At 67.9% G+C, this 17560-nt stretch carries 19 protein-coding genes; 10 read left to right on the forward strand and 9 right to left on the reverse strand.

The window, feature by feature from the left end:
* Window positions 1-23: 23 nt before the first annotated feature.
* Both FDA38_RS33670 and FDA38_RS33675 read right to left on the reverse strand, forming a co-directional pair.
* Window positions 24-2780 (reverse strand): Calx-beta domain-containing protein, encoded by a 2757-nt coding sequence (locus FDA38_RS33670; protein ID WP_233715085.1) that lies wholly within the window; start codon window positions 2778-2780, stop codon window positions 24-26.
* A gap of 92 nt (window positions 2781-2872) precedes the next feature.
* A complete protein-coding gene (locus FDA38_RS33675) occupies window positions 2873-3805 on the reverse strand; it encodes an alpha/beta fold hydrolase (protein ID WP_137258214.1) in 933 nt (310 codons plus the stop codon).
* 42 nt (window positions 3806-3847) lie between these two features.
* On the opposite strand from FDA38_RS33675, the gene ligD reads away from it, so the two are divergent.
* From ligD to FDA38_RS33700, 5 genes are all read left to right on the forward strand, one after another.
* Window positions 3848-4774 carry a non-homologous end-joining DNA ligase gene (gene ligD, locus FDA38_RS33680; protein WP_137258215.1) on the forward strand — a complete coding sequence of 309 codons (927 nt, stop codon included), beginning with the start codon at window positions 3848-3850 and terminating at the stop codon, window positions 4772-4774.
* Between the two features lie 13 nt (window positions 4775-4787).
* Window positions 4788-4967, forward strand: a complete 180-nt coding sequence (locus FDA38_RS33685; protein WP_137258216.1) for a hypothetical protein — start codon at window positions 4788-4790, stop codon at window positions 4965-4967.
* Between the two features lie 95 nt (window positions 4968-5062).
* The gene (locus FDA38_RS33690) at window positions 5063-5611 is read left to right on the forward strand and encodes a TetR/AcrR family transcriptional regulator (RefSeq protein WP_137258217.1); all 549 of its coding nucleotides are present in this window, start codon (window positions 5063-5065) and stop codon (window positions 5609-5611) included.
* 112 nt (window positions 5612-5723) lie between these two features.
* Window positions 5724-5951 (forward strand): DUF3107 domain-containing protein, encoded by a 228-nt coding sequence (locus FDA38_RS33695; RefSeq protein ID WP_130439935.1) that lies wholly within the window; start codon window positions 5724-5726, stop codon window positions 5949-5951.
* A gap of 145 nt (window positions 5952-6096) precedes the next feature.
* The gene (locus FDA38_RS33700) at window positions 6097-6372 is read left to right on the forward strand and encodes a GlsB/YeaQ/YmgE family stress response membrane protein (RefSeq protein WP_137258218.1); all 276 of its coding nucleotides are present in this window, start codon (window positions 6097-6099) and stop codon (window positions 6370-6372) included.
* 57 nt (window positions 6373-6429) lie between these two features.
* On the opposite strand, the gene FDA38_RS33705 is transcribed toward FDA38_RS33700, so the two are convergent.
* Entirely contained in the window at window positions 6430-7110 is a 681-nt protein-coding gene (locus FDA38_RS33705; protein ID WP_137258219.1) for a ferritin-like fold-containing protein, read from the reverse strand.
* 374 nt (window positions 7111-7484) lie between these two features.
* On the opposite strand from FDA38_RS33705, the gene FDA38_RS33715 reads away from it, so the two are divergent.
* Together FDA38_RS33715 and FDA38_RS33720 are read left to right on the forward strand one after the other, a co-directional pair.
* Window positions 7485-9266, forward strand: a complete 1782-nt coding sequence (locus tag FDA38_RS33715) for a DEAD/DEAH box helicase (protein WP_137258221.1) — start codon at window positions 7485-7487, stop codon at window positions 9264-9266.
* Between the two features lie 86 nt (window positions 9267-9352).
* Window positions 9353-10258, forward strand: a complete 906-nt coding sequence (locus tag FDA38_RS33720; RefSeq protein WP_137258222.1) for a DUF4349 domain-containing protein — start codon at window positions 9353-9355, stop codon at window positions 10256-10258.
* Here FDA38_RS33720 and FDA38_RS33725 read toward each other — a convergent pair.
* Window positions 10252-11004: a ParA family protein gene (locus FDA38_RS33725; protein WP_137258223.1), complete on the reverse strand. Its 753-nt coding sequence runs from the start codon at window positions 11002-11004 to the stop codon at window positions 10252-10254. The genes FDA38_RS33720 and FDA38_RS33725 overlap by 7 nt on opposite strands.
* A gap of 61 nt (window positions 11005-11065) precedes the next feature.
* On the opposite strand from FDA38_RS33725, the gene FDA38_RS33730 reads away from it, so the two are divergent.
* A complete protein-coding gene (locus tag FDA38_RS33730; protein ID WP_137258224.1) occupies window positions 11066-11947 on the forward strand; it encodes an alpha/beta fold hydrolase in 882 nt (293 codons plus the stop codon).
* On the opposite strand, the gene FDA38_RS33735 is transcribed toward FDA38_RS33730, so the two are convergent.
* Complete coding sequence (locus FDA38_RS33735) at window positions 11944-12993, reverse strand: hypothetical protein (RefSeq protein WP_137258225.1); 1050 nt, start codon at window positions 12991-12993, stop codon at window positions 11944-11946. The genes FDA38_RS33730 and FDA38_RS33735 overlap by 4 nt on opposite strands.
* Complete coding sequence (locus FDA38_RS33740; protein WP_233715086.1) at window positions 12990-13511, reverse strand: RNA polymerase sigma factor; 522 nt, start codon at window positions 13509-13511, stop codon at window positions 12990-12992. The genes FDA38_RS33735 and FDA38_RS33740 overlap by 4 nt, the downstream gene beginning before the upstream one ends.
* Before the next feature lie 201 nt (window positions 13512-13712).
* Here FDA38_RS33740 and FDA38_RS33745 point away from each other — a divergent pair, with 201 nt between their 5' ends.
* Window positions 13713-14522: a hypothetical protein gene (locus FDA38_RS33745; RefSeq protein ID WP_137258227.1), complete on the forward strand. Its 810-nt coding sequence runs from the start codon at window positions 13713-13715 to the stop codon at window positions 14520-14522.
* Window positions 14519-14830 (forward strand): hypothetical protein, encoded by a 312-nt coding sequence (locus tag FDA38_RS33750; protein WP_137258228.1) that lies wholly within the window; start codon window positions 14519-14521, stop codon window positions 14828-14830. Before FDA38_RS33745 ends, FDA38_RS33750 begins: the two co-directional genes overlap by 4 nt.
* Before the next feature lie 7 nt (window positions 14831-14837).
* On the opposite strand, the gene FDA38_RS33755 is transcribed toward FDA38_RS33750, so the two are convergent.
* Genes FDA38_RS33755 through FDA38_RS33765 form a run of 3 tightly spaced genes read right to left on the reverse strand, consistent with a single transcriptional unit; the run spans window position 14838 to window position 17398 of the window.
* Window positions 14838-15791, reverse strand: coding sequence for an ABC transporter ATP-binding protein (locus tag FDA38_RS33755; RefSeq protein ID WP_137258229.1), 954 nt, complete (start codon window positions 15789-15791; stop codon window positions 14838-14840).
* 1 nt (window position 15792) lies between these two features.
* Window positions 15793-16608 (reverse strand): ABC transporter permease, encoded by an 816-nt coding sequence (locus FDA38_RS33760; RefSeq protein WP_233715087.1) that lies wholly within the window; start codon window positions 16606-16608, stop codon window positions 15793-15795.
* The gene (locus FDA38_RS33765) at window positions 16601-17398 is read right to left on the reverse strand and encodes an ABC transporter permease (protein WP_137258230.1); all 798 of its coding nucleotides are present in this window, start codon (window positions 17396-17398) and stop codon (window positions 16601-16603) included. The genes FDA38_RS33760 and FDA38_RS33765 overlap by 8 nt, the downstream gene beginning before the upstream one ends.
* Between the last annotated feature and the right edge of the window lie 162 nt (window positions 17399-17560).

The following is a 17560-nucleotide window of genomic DNA, read 5'->3' on the forward strand; positions in this document are numbered from 1 at the left end:
GGGAGCCCGGCACGTCGGTAGAACTAGTCGTTGTCGATGATCGTCGCTGTAAGGGTCATCGGGACCTTCAGCTCGGCGCCGTCGATCTGCTGGATGACCGCGCTGAACGTTTCCGCCGGTTCCTTGAGCTTGTCGTCGAGGATCTTCACGGACAGGTCACCGGTGGTCTGCCCGGGCTCGACATAGCCGTCGATCGAGCGGTCGACCGGGCCGGTGCCCTCGTCGTTGGCGGACGTGTAGTCCTTGCGGATCACCGCCGTACCGTCCTTGAGCACTCCGGTGAAGGACACGTACTTGTCGCTCGGGGCGGACAGTTTGACGCCGAAGCTGACCAGGCCGGTCTTCTCGGTCGTCTTCAGGTTGGTGAGGGTCAGCGTCGGCGTCGGGTCGTCGTCCAGCACCAGGCCGTGGCCGAACGACTCGTTCAGCAGCCCGTCGTGCGGTGCGGAGAGCACCAGGCTGAACGGCAGGTCATAGCTGTCCCGGGTGTTGCCGGTGATCGGCACGGTCACCTTCTGCCGTACCTGTCCCGGCTGGAACACCAGCTGCCGTCCGATGCCTCCGACGCTCTCGCCGAGCTCGCCGTTCGTCTCGACGTACACGCTGACCGGCCGGATGCTCGGACGCGACATGGTCACCCAGAAGTCGACCAGGTGCGTGCCCTTGTCCCCCTCCTTCACAGTGACGCTCGACGCCGACAGCTTCGGCAGGAGCACCGCAGGTGCCGACAGCCCGAGGCCTGGCGACGAGAACGACAGATCGCTCACGTACGCCGACCCGCTGGCCACCCTGTCCGTACGCAGCTCCACCGCACGCACATCGCGCAGATCCACGCCCTTCAGCGACGACACCGGGATGCGCACCGTCCGCAGCAGGTTCTTCGGCAGACCGCTGTCGTTGCTCCCCGGCATCCGCACCAGCGCATCACTTACCGCAGACACCGGTACGACGGCCGCCCGCCCGTGCCCGTCGACCACGCGGACGCTCAGGTCCGTCTTGGGCGCGCCGGCCGGGTCCGGTGCGGCGCGGAAGGTCAGCGCGGCAAACCGCCGTACGTCGCGCTGTCCGGCCGGCACACTTACGCGCACTACCCCGTTCGTCCCGGTCCACTTCAGCTGCGTGACCGCAGTGGTCGGCGTCTTGGCGGCAAACCACGCAGTACCCCAGTGCGGTGCGTTGGACCAGTCATCCGTCGCCATGCACGTCGGCGTCGCTGCTCTGAGGCCCGTGGTGGTCACACCGGCGCAGACCGTCGCAGTCACCTTCCCCGTGACCGCTCCGGCCGGCAGAGTCTTGTCGAAGTGGTTCACGTCCCGCCGCGAGCCCAGCGGAGCCTGCGACACCACACGTACGACGGCCTTGCCCGCAGACGCTGCCCGCGAGTCCGACCCGTCGAACTGCGGCAGGAACTGCTTCTCGTGCCCCAGCTGCAACCGGAAGAATCCGGCGACGTACGCCGTCCCGACCGCCTGCTGCTCCTTCGCCGTCAACCGGCCTGGGTACTTCGCGCCGCACGGCGACGCCTTCTCGTCTCCGAACCAGTCGTCGTTCGACGGCGCGACGGACTGGCCCGGCGTCCACTCGGTGTTGAAGAAGTTGTGGTTGGCGCCCATGACCGTGACCGTCGAGCGCGGTGCGGTGTCGCCACCAACGGAGTACCGCGTGTCGTCGTAGAACTTCTGTCCTTGCAGGTCTGACACGTCGCCGTCGCAGTACGGCAGCACGACGCTCATCGCGACCCCTGGAACGGTTGCACGGGCAAAGTCGGTCGGTGCGAGTGGCAGCACCGCACGGATCCCGTACTGACCACCGCGGTCCGCGTTGAGCACCGCAGCACGTGCGACGCCCTCACCGCCGCGCGAGTGGCCCATCAGGCCCACGTTCTGCAGGTCGATCCTGCCGACGAACCTGGTGCCGAACGGTGCGCCGCCGATGGTCGACCACTTCCGCCACAACGCCAGGTGGTCGAGGATCAGCTCGGCCCGGGCCTGCGCGCCCGCGTCGTACGCCTCGCTGTCCCAGGCGTTGATCGCGTTGGCGCTGATCGACACGACCTGGTACCCGTTGCCGGCCAGCGCGGTCGCCGGACCGTCGTACCCGCGGTAACTCGGGATCGCCTTCATCCCCGCCGGGCACGGCCATGGCTTGTCGTTGTCGGACGGGTGGGTCGGCTCGCCGTAGCAGACCTCGTGCCGGCCGTGCAGGAAGACGACCAGCGGCCGCGGACCGATCGCACCACGCGGCGAGTACACCTTCCCCAGCAGCTCTGAGCGGTGCTTGAGCCCGGGAAGGTAGACAGCCTCATTGCCGAGGTTGTACTCCGCTGTGTCGACCTTGTACTTGCCCAGCGCACCAGGGTCCGCCGGCAGCAGCGGACCACGCCGCGCCTTCAGCCAGTCGGCGTCGGTCGGGCCGGCCGCGGTGATGCCACGGCTCATCCCGGACTGCTTCCCCAGGTCGCCGGACCAGACCAGGCGTACGTCGCGGGCCTTCAACACCGCCGGGTCCGCGCTGACCAGCGTCAGCGACTTGCGATCCGGCGACTGCTTGGCGACGCCGAGCGGTTTGCCGTCGACCGCCAGCAGCGGAAGCGACGCGCGCATCGGCGCAGGTGTGTCCAGGTGCAGCGTGAGCTGGTAGCCGCCGGTCACCGCGCGTACGTCCCACTGGTTGCCTTGAGCAACCGATGGCGGCGGCGGTGCGGCGGTGGCGGTGAGTGTCCCCACACCGAGCAGTGCGACCATCCCCAGCGACAGACTTCGGGCGGTTCTGCCGATCACTCGCACAGTGGTCCTCTCGTTCGTTCGACAAGTCATCTGTAGTACTTGTCAGGCGAGAGGAAAGTTGACCGGATCCGTCGCTCAGTCGTGTCTCAGTCGGGCCTCGGATTCGACTCGATCAACTGCCGGAACGCGCGAGCAACCTCCTCCGGATGCTCCATCTGGGCGACGTGCCCGGAGTGCGGCAGGTAGAGCAGCCGTGCGTTCGGGAACGTGCGCTGGGCCTTGGTCCGGATCCGGGCGTCGACCAGGCGGTCCTTGCCGCCGTAGATCAACAGCACCGGGCACTCCACCTTGGCCGCGTCCGCCCACAGCGACCGGCGCGGTCTGGCCAGCGACGACCGCAGAATGCTCCGCGCGCCGTCCAGCGTCGCCTGCTTGCCCCACGGGTCGGTGTCGCGCCGGTGCAGCTCGGCCTCGTACGCCGCCCGTACCTCTGGCGCCAGCGACCGCGGATCACCGAACACCATCGCCAGCGAGGCCTGGAACCGCCGCTCGAACGGCAGCCGCGCCGACCGCTCCAGTACGGCGGGACCGATCCGTGGCGTGGCCAGCGCGGTGAACCACAACGCGCTGGCCGACACCCGCGGATGCGGCAGCGCCGGCGAGATCAGCGTCAACGAGGCCACCAGGTCAGGACGCAGCGCGGCCAGTGCGACCGACGACGCCCCACCCATCGAGTTGCCGAACACATGCACCGGCTGGTCGAACTCACGCTCCAACAGCTCGACCAGTACTGCGGCCTGCTCGGAGATCCCGATCACGCCGGAGATCGGCGTACGCCCGAAACCGGGCAGGTCGGGGGCGATGCCGCGGATCGTGCCGTTGAGCATCAGACCCAAGGCGGTCCAGTTCAGTGACGACCCGCCCAGGCCGTGGACGAACAGGGCGGGCGGGAGATCCGGCCCCGCACCAGGTACGTCCCTGACGAGCAGATCCACCCCTGCGACCGGCACCCGCCGATCCGGCCAATGCTTCAGCTCCGGGGGCACGGCGTCCCCGGTTACTGGTCCGTAACTCTCCACGACACCCATGTTAAGACGCCGGCGAGGTGGAGACTGGGACGCATGGCGGGCGCGCAGCAGCAGCTGACGACCGAGGTGGACGGGCAGACCATGAAGCTCACCAACCTCGGCAAGGTGCTGTATCCACAGACCGGGTTCACCAAGGCCGAGGTGATCGACTACTACCACCAGGTGGCCGAGCTGCTGCTCCCCCACCTGAGCGATCGGCCCCTGACCCGCAAACGGTGGCCCGACGGCACCGAGGCGGCGTACTTCTTCGAGAAGAACGCACCCCGCGGTACGCCGTCCTGGGTGCGCACGGAGATCCTGCCGACGCCCGGGAGCTCGACCGGTCGCGACGAGGCCGAGTTCGTGGTGTGTGACGACGTACAGACCGTGGTGTGGCTGGCGAACCTGGCCGCGCTCGAGCTGCACGTGCCGCAGTGGCGGATCGGACTGTCCGACGGCGGCAAGGACCCGCAGGCGGATCTGATCGTGTTCGACCTCGACCCGGGGCCCGGCGCGACGATCGTGGAGTGCTGCGACGTGGCACTGGCACTGCGGGAGCTGCTGAGCCACTTCGGTCTGGAGGGCTGGCCGAAGACGTCCGGGAACAAGGGCATGCACCTGTACGTGCCGATCGAGCCTGCGTCGTCCCGGAAGACCAGTGCGTTCGCCAAACAACTGGCAGAGCAGCTGGCGGAGGCCCTGCCGGAGAACGTGACCGCCAACATGACCAAGGCGCTCCGGCCGAACAAGGTGTTCATCGACTGGAGCCAGAACGCCAGCGCGAAGACCACGTTGGCGCCGTACTCGCTCCGCGGCTCCGACGAGCCACGGGTCTCCACACCGATCGACTGGGACGAGGTGGCGTCGGCCACGTCACCGGAGGAGCTCCGGTTCCTCCCGCACGACGTACTGGCCCGGATCGAGGAGTACGGCGACGTACTCGGGGGCCTGTACGACGATCCGCAGCCGCTACCGACCTGAGCAAGGAGGCGACATGTCAGACACCGACTTCGAGGGCCCGGACTACGACCCGGCCTTCGACGCGGAGTACGACACCGAGCAGGACCCCCTCCAGGAGACCGCCGAGACGGACCTGCCCGCCGACGCCAACCCCGCGGACGTGGAGGAACAGCGCCGTGAGGTGGGCGACGACGAGGAAGACGATTACCGCTGACGCCGGACCGCGATCGGGCTGGTTCGGCGGGGAAGCTACTGACGGGGAGGACTGCTGGGTAGGATTCGGTGAACACCACCCGAAGGAGCGCCACCGTGTCGACCACTCCGGAGACAGCACCCAAACGCGGGAGCCGCCTGCCCCGGCTTGCTCGACGCGCGCAACTTCTCGAGGCGGCCCAGGAGGTGTTCGTCGCGAACGGGTACCACGCCGCGGCGATGGACGACATCGCCGACCGGGCCGGTGTCTCCAAGCCGGTCCTGTACCAGCACTTCCCCGGCAAACTCGAGCTCTATCTGGCACTCCTGGACACCTCCTGCGACGCGATCGTCGCCTCGGTACAGGACGCGCTGAAATCCACCGAGGACAACAAGCTCCGGGTCGCGGCGACCATGCACGCGTTCTACGACTATGTGGCGAACGCGCAGGGCGCCTTCCGGCTGGTGTTCGAGTCCGACCTGACCAACGAGCCGGCCGTCCGCGAGCGGGTCGACCGGGTCACGCAGGCCTGCGCGGAGGCAGTGTCCGAGGTGATCAGCGCGGACGCGGGCCTGAGCCGCGAGCAGTCGATGGTGCTGGCGGTCAGTCTGGTCGCTTCGCTGGCCTGGCGCGGCATCCGGGGCTTCCCCCGCACCGACAGCTGAGCTAGCTGAGGTTCTGCTCTGGGCGGACGGGTGAGAGCTCGGCGGCGGCAGCGGATAGGCTCGAAAGCGTTACCGGCGAGAGCCGCCGGTCGGAACGTGCCCGGAGGGTTTCGTGGAGGTCAAGATCGGCGTCCAGCACGCCAATCGCGAGTTGGTGCTGGAGAGCGAGCAGAGCCCGGAAGAGGTCCAGGAACTGGTGGCGGAGGCCCTCGCCGGCAAGACCGGTCTGCTGCAGCTGACCGACGAGAAGGGCCGCCGGGTGCTGATCCCGGCCGACCGGCTGGCGTACGTCGAGATCGGTGAGGTGTCGACCCGCAAGGTCGGGTTCGGCGCGATCTGATCCCGGTCCGGACACGTTAGAGCGTGTCCGGGTTGCGGAGCGCGGTCGAGAGGGCACGATGGCGTTAAGACCTGCGTCGTGAATGGTCTGGTTGTCACGGGGCACCAGGTACGCGCAGGTCCGCCATCCCTCACAAGGAGGAACCGTGTACTGGGTCTGGATGATCATCGTCAGTCTCATCGCGGGCATCATCTTCGGGCCGCTGGCCCGGCTGGTGCTCCCCGGCAAGCAGAACATCAGCCTCGGCTGGACCATCCTCGGCGGCGGCATCGGCGCCTTCATCGGTGGTCTGATCGCCTACTTCCTCGGCGTCAAGGACACATCGGGCCCGGACTGGATCCAGTACCTGATCCAGATCATCTGCGCCGCGATCGTCATCGCGATCATCTCGTCACGCAACACCAAAGCCAAAACCGTCTAGCCCAGGCACCACGAAACGGCCGCCGCCCCGCAAGGGGCAGGCGGCCGTTGCCGTTTCTCAGGCCTGCAGGCCCAGCGCGGTCATCCGGGCGGTGTGAGCCTCGGTCAGGCGGGTGAACATCCGGCCAATGGCGGCCAGGTCGAGGCCGGGGCGGTCGACGCTGCCGGCCAGCAGTGCGGTGAGCGAGTCGCGGTCGGCGGCGATGCGCTGGGCCTGGCTGAGGGCCTCGCCGACCAGCCGGCGGCCCCAGAGCGCCAGGCGGCCGCCCAGCTTCGGGTCCTCCTCGATGGCGGCGCGGACGCGGTCGACGACGAACTCGGCCTGGCCGGAGTCGCCGAAGACGTCCAGCACCAAGGCCCGGGTCTCCGCGTCGACGAACGACGAGATCTCCCGGTAGAAGTCGTTCGCGAGCCCGTCCCCGACGTACGCCTTGACCAGGCCCTCGAGCCAGTCCGAGGGCGCGGTGTGGTCGTGGAACGCGTCCAGCGGGGTGACGAACGGGCTCATCGCGTCCATCGGGTCCACGCCGAGCTCCACCAGCCGGTCCCGGAGCCGCTGGAAGTGGCCGAACTCGGTGGTCGCCAGCGCCGCCAACTCCGCCTTGTCGTTCAGCGTCGGCGCCAGCTTGGCGTCCTCGGCCATCCGTTCGAACGCGGTCAGCTCGCCGTACGCGAGCACTCCCAGCAGATCCACCGCCGCGGCCCGGTAGGCGGGATCATCAAAGGCCGTCTGCTCCATGCCCGGCACCCTATCGGGCCGGGGGCGAGGGCAAAGGACAAAAGAGCAAAAGACGGGGAGGAGGGGAAGATGCTCGGCACCCTGTCTGTCCGGCGTTCTAGTGGCGCAAACCACACGAAGCGGCGTTGACAGGTTGAGCGGTTACACTGGTGAGCGATTCGCCGGTGACGCGCCCAGATGGGCAAGCTGGTGCGAGGTGCTTGCACAGTGTCCCCGCGCCTCACGTAACAAGGCGCCCGGCCCCTGAGCAATCTGTCCGCACAAGCATGTGAGAGGCGATCAGCCTGACCACCTTCCGAGAGCTCGGCGTGCTGCCCGAGATCTGTGACGCGCTCGACCGCGTCAACATCGTGGAGCCGTTTCCGATCCAGGAAATGACACTCCCCGTCGCCCTGATGGGCACCGACCTGATCGGCCAGGCCCGGACCGGGACCGGCAAGACGCTCGGCTTCGGGATTCCGTTGCTGCAGCGCACCATCTCCCCCGGCGAGGCCGACTACGAGGAGCTCGCCGCTCCCGGCAAGCCGCAGGCGCTGGTCGTCACCCCGACCCGCGAGCTGACCATCCAGGTCGCCAAGGACCTGACCACCGCGTCCACCGTGCGTACGGTCCGCGTGCTGACGATCTACGGCGGCGTCGCGTACGAGCCGCAGCTGGACGCGCTGAAGAGCGGCGTCGACGTCGTCGTCGGTACGCCGGGACGCCTGCTCGACCTGGCGAACCGGGGCGTTCTCGACCTCGGCCACATCAAGGTGCTCGTCCTCGACGAGGCCGACGAGATGCTCGACCTGGGCTTCCTGCCCGACGTGGAACGCATTCTGCGCAAGACTCCTGAGCTGCGGCAGACGATGTTGTTCTCGGCAACGATGCCGTCGGCCGTCATCGCGCTGGCGCGCACCCACATGCGGCACCCGCTGAACATCCGGGCCGAGTCGCACGAGGACACCCAGATGGTGCCGACCACGGCACAGTTCGTCTACCGGGCGCACGATCTGGACAAGCCCGAGGTGGTGGCGCGGATCCTGCAGGCCGAGGACCGCGGCCGGGTGATGATCTTCTGCCGGACCAAGCGCGAGGCCTCCCGGCTCACCGACGACCTGCAGGACCGCGGGTTCAAGGCGGCCGCGATCCACGGTGACCTGAACCAGCAGGCGCGCGAGCGGGCCCTGACCCGGTTCCGCGGCGACAAGATCGACGTACTGGTCTGTACCGATGTCGCGGCCCGCGGGATCGATGTCGAGGGCGTCACGCACGTCATCAACAACACCTGCCCCGAGGACGAGAAGACCTACATCCACCGGATCGGCCGGACCGGGCGCGCGGGGGCGAGCGGCATCGCCGTCACCTTCGTCGACTGGCCGGACGTGACCCGGTGGAAGGTGATCAACAAGGCGCTCGACCTGCCGTACGAGGACCCGCAGGAGATCTACTCGACCTCGCCGGAGCTGTACCACGACCTCGGCATCCCGTCGGACGCCAAGGGCCGGATCCGCGCACCGCAGGCCCGCGAGGCCCGTGAGTCGCGCGACGAGGCACCCCGTGGCCGTCGCGGCGGTACTGCGGAACGGTCGGAGGGCCGGTCCGAGGGTCGCTCCGAAGGTCGCTCCGAAGGTCGCTCGGAGAACCGTTCCGAGGGCCGGTCGGATGCGCGGTCGGACGGCGATGGCGCCCGGTCGGGGCGGAAGCGGAACCGGACGCGTAAGCGCACCCGGGCCGGCCAGCCGGTCGAGGAGCTCGCCGACGTCACCACGAAGACCGAGGTCCCGCCCGCCACCGAGGTGGTGCAGGAGGAGGACCGCAAGCCCCGCAAGCGCACCCGCACCCGCAAGACCGCGGAGGCGCCGGCTGTCGAGGCTGCCGTCGAGGCTGCCGTCGAGGTAGCTGAAGAGCCGGCCGAGAAGCCGGTCAAGCGGACGCGCACTCGCAAGACCGCCGAGGCGAAGCAGGAGCCGGCTGCCGAGGCCACTGCAGACACCGATGAGAAGCCGGTGAAGCGGACGCGGACTCGCAAGACCGCGGCGCCGAAGGCTGCTGCTGAGGTGGACGCCGGTGAGCCGACGGACGAGAAGCCGGTCAAGCGGGCGCGTACTCGGAAGACTGCGGAGAAGAAGGCTGCTCCGCCGGCTACGACGCCGATCTTCAGCGCGCCGGAGTGACCGTTTCCGAACGGTGATCTGAGCCTGCAACACCCAGCCCTGCGTGGGCCGTCCTAGGGCGGAAACCACGAGAGAGGGGCTGGGTGATGGGGCGGATCAGAGCGGTAACAGCCGTGCTGGCCACAGCGGGGATCGTGCTGCTGTCCGGCTGTGGGGCGAGCAGCGACAACACCAGCGGCACGAGCGAAGCCGCGCCTGTGCAGAAGCAGGGGGCCGAGGCGGCCGACGGCAACGCCAAGGCACAACCCCCGGCGCAGCCACAGGCCGGGAAGTCCCAGTCGAGCGGCAACGACGACCCGTCGATCACGCGGGCGATCATCAAGACCGGTTCGCTGACCGTCGAGGGCGACGACGTCTCGGACATGCGGCAGAAGGCGGTCCTCGCGATCGCCGGGCTGGACGGCCAGGTCTCGTCCGAGGACACCGGCAGCGACCCCGACGGCAAGGTCACCCGGGCAAACCTCGTCCTGAAGGTCCCGACCAAATCGTTCGAGACCGCGATCCAGCGGCTCTCCGACCTGGGCAAACGCCTTCAGATCCACCAGGAGTCCACCGACGTCACCGAGCAGGTTGTCGATGTCGCCAGCCGGATCGAGTCCCAGCGCGCGAGCCTCGACAGGATGCGGGCGCTGATGACCAAGGCGAACACGATCGCCGAGATCGTCTCGGTCGAGAGCGAACTCACCCGCCGCGAGTCCGACCTGGAAGCTCTCCTGGCCAAGCAGAAGAACCTCGCGCTGCAGACCGATCTCGCCACGCTCACGCTGACCCTGACCGAGAAGGGCAAGCCGCCGGTGGAGACGGAACCCACGCAGGACAAGGGTTTCCTGGCCGGTCTGAAGGGCGGCTGGAACGCGTTCACCGCGGTGTTCTCCGCGCTGGCGACCGCGGTCGGTGCGATGCTGCCGTTCCTCGTGCTGCTCGCGATCATCGCCGTACCGCTGTGGCGTTTCCGGCACCGGCTGCTGCGGAAGCAGCCCACCGGTCAGTGAAGCAGTGCGCCGGCCAACGCCCGATAGGCCTTCGCACCGGGCGAGGCCGGCGCCGTACTGAGCACGGTCTCGCCGATCGCCGGCGCCTCCGCGAACCGGATCGACTTCGGGATGGCGGGCTGCAGTACGTCGAGCGAGTACGTGTCCGCGATCGTCTCCAGCACGGCACGGGCGTGGGTCGTGCGTCCGTCGTACAGCGTCGGGAGTACGCCGAGCACGCGCAGGCCCGGGTTGGTCAGCCGTTGGACGTCGTGCACGGTGTCAAGTAGTTGCCCTACGCCACGATGTGCCAACGTCTCGCACTGCAAGGGAATCAGGACGTCGGACGCCGCGGACAGCCCGTTCACGGTGAGCAGGCCGAGCGTCGGCGGGCAGTCCACGATGATCCAGTCGTACGACGAGCGCAGCGGCCGCAGGGCGTTCCGCAGTACCTGCTCCGGGCCGCTCTCGCGGGCCAGTTGCACCTCGGCGGTCGCCAGCTCGATCGTGGCCGGCACCAGGTCCGGCGCGTCGTCGAACTCGATCAGCACGTCCCGCGCCTTCACGCCGCCGAGCATCACGTGGTGGATCGACTTGTCCAGGTCCTCGGGGTCGATACCGACCGAGAACGTCAGGCATGCCTGCGGGTCCAGGTCGACGATCAGAACCCGTTGGCCGAGCTCGCCCAAGGCTGCGCCGAGGGTAGCGACGGTGGTCGTCTTGGCCACGCCGCCCTTCTGATTGGCAACCGCGAGAGTGCGAGGCACCCGGCCATTGTGCCGCACCGCGGACCGGCCTCATACCCGGGAGCGGTTACCCTCTTTACTTGTGAGTACGCCGCGTACGCTGACGCTCCCGCACGGGGTGCACCCCGTGACCCTCGAGACCGACCGTGGCTCGTTCGCCACGCTGACTGCGGTGCCTGAGATCGGTACGCCGCTGGGCACCGTCCTGCTCGTTCCCGGCTGGACTGGCAGCAAAGAGGACTTCACGCCACTGGTGGACCACCTGTGCCGGTACGGCTGGCGGACCGTGGCCGTTGACCAGCGTGGTCAGTACGAGACCACCGGGCCGGCGGACAAGTCGGCGTACTCGCTGGCGGAGCTTGGCGCTGACGTGGTGGCGATGAGCAAGGCGCTCGGCGGGTTCAGCCAGCTGGTCGGGCATTCGTTCGGTGGGCTGGTCGCGCGGGAGGCGGTGCTGACCGATCCGTCGGTGTTCTCGACGATCAGCTTGATGTGCTCGGGGCCGGGTGCGTTCACCGACGAGCAGACGCTGCAGAGCCTGCAGATGCTCGCGTTCGGGCTGGAGAACCTGCCGATCGATCAGGTGTACGACCTCAAGCTCGGCCACGACCGCGAGGTTCCGGGGTACGTCGCTCCGCCGGAAGACGTCGCCGCCTTCCTTCGGACGCGGTTCACCAGCAATGTACCGCTCAGCCTCGCCGAGATCACGCGGCGGCTGACGGACGCCGAGGACAAGACGGATCAGCTGGCCAAGTCCGGCGTACGCGTGCAGGTGCTGCATGGCGAGACGGATGACGGCTGGCCGATCCCGGTGCAGCACGCGATGGCCGCGGCGCTCGGAGTCAAGGCAGAGGTCGTCCCGGACGCCGGTCACTCACCGGCCATCGATCAGCCCGCCGCGACCGCCCGTCTGCTCGTCGACTTCTTCCACGACTACCCGAGCCTGGCTACCCAGGTTGATTAGCTGACCGGTCGGACCTGCGGCTGCACGTTGAGCAGGTCCAGGCCGACCGGAGCGAGGGCTTCTTTCACCCGCTCGGTGTACACGAGGAGCGAGATCGGTGCGGCGCCGCCGGTCATGCCGTCGGCGCCGCCGCTCATGTACACGCCGAGGTAGTCGTGTCCGAGGATCGTCTCCAACTGGGTCCGGACGCGCTCGCTGTCGGCGTTGCTCATCAACACCTGGGTCACGCACAGGTTGCCTCGGTAGACCTTCTCGAAGGCCGCGCGGACTCCGGCAACGTCTCCGTGTGCCACACCGAGCATCATCACGACTGGTGCGTTGCGCGAGGTTCCGTTCGGGTAGAAGGTGACCGGTCCGTACAACTGACCGGCGTTCGCCTCGAGGAACGCCTTCACCGGGGCGGAGTAGATGTTGCTCGGCTTCGACGGCCAGCCACCGGCCGGCGCCGCGCACGGGAGTTTCGGAAGACCCGTGTCGACCGGCGTGATCGGCTTCGACACCTGCTGTACGTCGATCGTCCGGTCGCGCCAGATGCCGGTCACGGACGCGCTGCCGGTGCGGACGTCCTTGATCGTCTTCAGGTCGGAGATCTGGTCCAGGTCGAGGCCGTTCAGCTTGACCGCGAACTCGTCGGGGCAGCTCGGTGCGGGCTCCTTGCCGGGCAGGTAGCCGATCAACGTCTGCGGCAGCGGCGCGCAGAACACCGGGGTCTTGCCTGGCGCGGCGATGATCCGGCCGCTGACCTGGACCTTGTCGCCGGGCTTGACCAGCAGTTCGTCGTTCGGCTGGTGGTTGCCCTGGGCAAACGGTTGCGGGCTGCCGACCGCTGCAGTGGGGTTCTTGGGCGGGCTGGGCAGGACCGTGAGTACTCCGGCCGCGATGACTGCGACGCTTGCCGCCGCGAGCGCGGGGACCCAACGGCGGCGGGGCTTGCGGCCGCCGGTCAGCATGTACTCCAGGTCGGGCTCTGGCGGTGCTTCCTGCTCGGCCCGCCAGCCAGCGCCCGCCCGCGTCAGCAGGTCGTCGATCTCGTCGGTCGGCTTCATTCTGTGACCTCCAGCAAGGTGCGGAGCCGGGAGCGGGCGTCCGAGAGGGTCGACTTGACGGTGCCTTCGGAGCAGCCCATGACGGCAGCTGTGTCGGCGATCGACAGGTCGGCGAAGTAGAAACAGTCGACGGCAAGCCGCTGCCGCTCGGACAGCGAGGTGATCGCCTCTTCGACGTCCATCCGGGCGTCGACATCCGGACGGGACACGGGTGCGGCGTCGGGCGTGTCGATCAGCGACAGTTGCGGGCCCGTACGCATCCGGCGTACGGCCTTGCGTGCTTGGTCGGCCGTGATCGCGAGCAGCCAGGCTGACGGCGTACCGCGGCTTGCGTCGTACTGCGATCGCTTGGACCACGCCCGCGCGAGCGCCTCCTGCACGATGTCGTCCCGATCCGCCCCAACCGCCAGCCGAGCCGCCAACCGAGCCATCGCCGGCAGATGCGGCCGCACCCAGGCCGCAAACCCAGGCCCGTCCCCCGGAGGCACCTCCACACCGGCCACCGGTTCACCCGTCATCGTCGGCATACCTTCTCTACCCCCCGAATCACCCACCCGGTTGGGTCCCTACCCGCATTTCAACGACCCCACCACCCCAACGTCACCACCCACCCCCTTTCGTAACGCACCCGAGTTATCCACAGATCCAAGAATCCACCCCACAGCGTCCATCACGTTTCCTACGGTCGAAGAAAGACGCCGACCGCCTCAGGGGACCAGATGCCACGCTCGCCGGACCATCCGCCCGACCTCGCCGCCCTGCAGCGAGCCTTCGAGACCGGCCGCCCGCTCGACTGGGGCGACGACTCACTCGCGCCGGCAGACATCGCCCGCCGGTACGGCATGAAGGCGACCCGCAAGAGTCTCGAACTGCTCCAGCGAACAGCTGAGATCGAGCCGCGGGTCACCGCCCAGTTCCTCGCCTCGATTCCCGCCGACAGCTCGCCGTACCAGCTCAGCCGTCGGGTGAAGTCGCCGGAGTCGCTGGCTCGGAAGATCCGGACCTGGTCCGACGCGAACAACCGGAATCCGGTCGAGGACCTCCTCCGGTACACCGTGCTGACCGAATCACCCGGCGAGCTGGTCGCGTCGACCCGCAGTACCACCGAGGCGCTGACGGATCACGGGTGGCGGGTGTTGTACGCGATGCATTCCTACACGGACGGCTCGCGGTACAAGGGGGTTCACGCCCACTTCCGTACGCCGGACATCGATCGGCTCGAGATTCAGTGGCATTCGGTCAGCTCCGCCGAGGTCAAGGAGCTCACGACCCGTTGGTACGAAGTCGAACGCAGTCTCGCCACCTCGGACGCCGAGCGGACTGCCGCACGGGAGAAGTGCGTGGCAGCATCGGCGCAACTCAGCACGCCGGCCGGGATCGACGGCCTCACAGAGCTGGGCGGACGACGCGTCAAGGTCAACAACTACAGTGACTCCCGACAGATCGTGACCGAGCGACAACCTGGCGCGACAGAACTGACAAGACGATCGACCACAGATCGGGACCGAGGCGAGGGGATCGCGCGATGAAGCTGTACCTGGTGAAAGACGGCGAGCGGCTGGTCTGGGTCGCGGCGTTGGCGCATGAGCACATGTACTCGTACGTCGCGAACACCGGGAAGTTCCACGACAACAATGCCCTGCGCAACGACTTCTACATGGAGCGCGCGTTCACCTACGAGCCGATCGGACCGGCCGACGCACGCCGCTTGATCCGCCAAGGCGTCGGCACCCTCGACGAAGAAGAACACTCCGACTCCCTCACCGACTGGCGCGCCGACCCAAAACCCCTAGACCCCACCGACGTACTCTCCATAGCCGCCGGCTACACCGAGTAGGAGCAGGCTACGAGGGTGTTGGCGCGTAGAGCTGGGTGATGACGGATTCGATGGTGGGTTCGGATACGGAGAGGTCGACTAGCGGGTAGTTGGCGGCTATTTGGGCTAGGAGGGGGGCCGCGCTGGTGGTGGGTGGGAAGGTTAGGTGTTGGCGGGGGCCGTCGACCTTGGTGACGGTGGCGCCGTTGACCTCGATCGGGGGGAGGGATGTGGCCAGGTCTACGACCAAAGTGCGGGGCGCGGATTGGCTGGATTTGAGGCCGTCCAAGGTGCCGTCGAAGATTTGGTGGCCGTGGTCGATGACCATGACTCTGGTGCAGAGGGCTTCGATGTCGTCGAGGTCGTGGGTGGTGAGGATGATCGTCGTACGGCGGTTGGCGTTGATCTCGGCGAGGAACTCGCGGAGCCGGGCCTTGCTGATCACGTCGAGGCCGATGGTGGGTTCGTCGAGGTAGACGATCTCGGGATCGTGCAGCAGCGCGGCCGCGATGTCGCCGCGCATGCGTTGTCCCAACGACAGCTGGCGAACGGGGACATCCAGCAGCTCGCCCAGATCCAGCAGCGCCACGAACGTCGCCAGGTTCTCGCGATGACGAGCCATCGGTACGTCGTACATCTTCTGCAGGACCGCGAACGAGTCCTTCAACGGCAGGTCCCACCACAACGTCGTACGCTGCCCGAACACCACCCCGATCCGCTTCGCCAGCTTCAACCGGTGCCGCGACGGATCCACCCCGGCGACCCGGATCGAGCCGCCCGACGGGACCAGGATCCCGGTCAGCATCTTGATCGTGGTGGACTTCCCGGCGCCGTTCGGCCCGATATAGCCCATCACCTCCCCCGGCTCGACGGTGAACGACATCCCGTCGACCGCCCGCACCTCACGTTTCGTCCGCCGCAACCCGGCCCGCGACGTCACCGTGAACGCCCGCGACACATCCGACAACTCAATGACAGGCATCTCAGCTCCCAGTACTGCGATAGCGACGAAGACCGCCCCGCCAGGCCAGCGACGCGAGCGCGACCATGACGACCGCGACCAGCGGCGACAGCAACCCGATCCAGGACGGCAACCCCAACGGGGCCGGCTTACCCAGCAGGTACAGCACCGGGTAATAGTTGACAAAGGCAAGCGGTACGACGAACGTCACGGCCCGCACGATCTCCTTGCCGAAGACCGCCAACGGGTACTGCGTCAACGTCTGGCCGCCGTACGTGAACGAGTTGGCCAGCTCCGCGGAGTCCACCGACACGAACTGGAACGCTGCCCCGAGCACGAAGATCGCCCCGAAGATCACCGTCCCGGCGACGATCGACACCACCAACATGATGCCGCGGGCAACCGTCCAGTCGACGTCGAGCCGGCTGAACGCGAAGATCATCACGACCAGCGCCTGGATCGGCCGGCCGATCCGCCGCAGTGCGAACCCGTCGGCCGCGGTCTGCAGGAACGCCGGCACCGGCCGGATCAGGTACGCGTCGAACGTCCCGGTCCGGATCCGCTCCCCGACCCGCTCGATCGACCCGGTGAACAGGTCCGCGATCCCGAGCGTCATCGAGGCCGTTGCGTACAGCAACGCCATCTCTGCCAGCGAGAACCCGCCGAACGACGAGATGTGGCTGAACATCAGCACGATCGCGACGAAGTCCATCACCGTCAGCACCATCGAGCTGAACAGCATCAGCACGAACGACGCCGGGTACGCCATCGAGGACCGCACCCACATCATGATCAGCATCCAGTACTGCGACGGCGCCCGGAGCACGCGCTCAACCACCCTGGATCACCACCTTCCGGGTCGCCACCGACGTGACCAGTTGCGCGGCGAGCAGCAGCACCACGATCCAGCCCAGCTGGAACAGCAGCGCCGCACCGGTCCCGCCCGGGTTCCGGCCGAGCCAGATGTCGATCGGCACCTGCATCGTCGCGGCCCACGGCGTCGCCCGGGCGAAGTCTCCGATCGCACCCGGGAACACCACTAGCGGCAGGATCATCCCGGAGAAGAACGTCGACAGCACCAGCGCCAACTGCTCCATACCCCGTGTGTCGGTGATCCAGAACCCGGACAGCGCGACCAGGTAGCGGATCCCGAAGCTCACCAGGATCGCCAGGAACACACCGGCGACGACCGCGAGCCAGGCCAGCGGTGTTGAAGGGAACTTGAGGTCGAACACCAGTGCTCCGACGAGCAACGGCGCCCCGCCGCGCACCAGCAACTGGAACATCGCCCGGCCGAGGTCGACGGACAGCCACCAGAGCAGCAGATGCGTCGGCCGGTACAGATCGACCGCGATCTCACCGCTGCGGACCCGCTCCCCCAGTTCGCCCGTCGTCGTGGCGCCCCAGATCCCGACCGGCATCAGCAGCCCCTGCTGCAACCACACGAAGGTCAGCGCATCCGAGACGTCGTACCCGCCCAGGTTCGGACGCTCGTGCCACAGGGTCAGGTAGATGCCGCAGAGGATGAACCCGAAGACGGTGTTCGTGAACGCGCCGGACGCGGTGGCGATCCGGTACGTCGAGAACCGCCGGAACGACCGTACGGCGATCGCCCAGTACACGCCCATCTGCTACCTCCTCTCGCACTTGTGGTGGTGTCCGAGAGCCGGTGATCAGCACAGCGGCACGCGAAACCGCCCCGGATTCATCAGGACCCGGGGGTACGGACACCACTGTGAAGGCATGGTTGAACCACGCCGATTGTCAAGGCAGAGAACGGACGGTACGCC

Origin of the sequence: Kribbella jiaozuonensis (genome assembly GCF_005233875.1) — a bacterium.
GTDB classification, from domain to species: Bacteria; Actinomycetota; Actinomycetes; order Propionibacteriales; family Kribbellaceae; genus Kribbella; species Kribbella jiaozuonensis.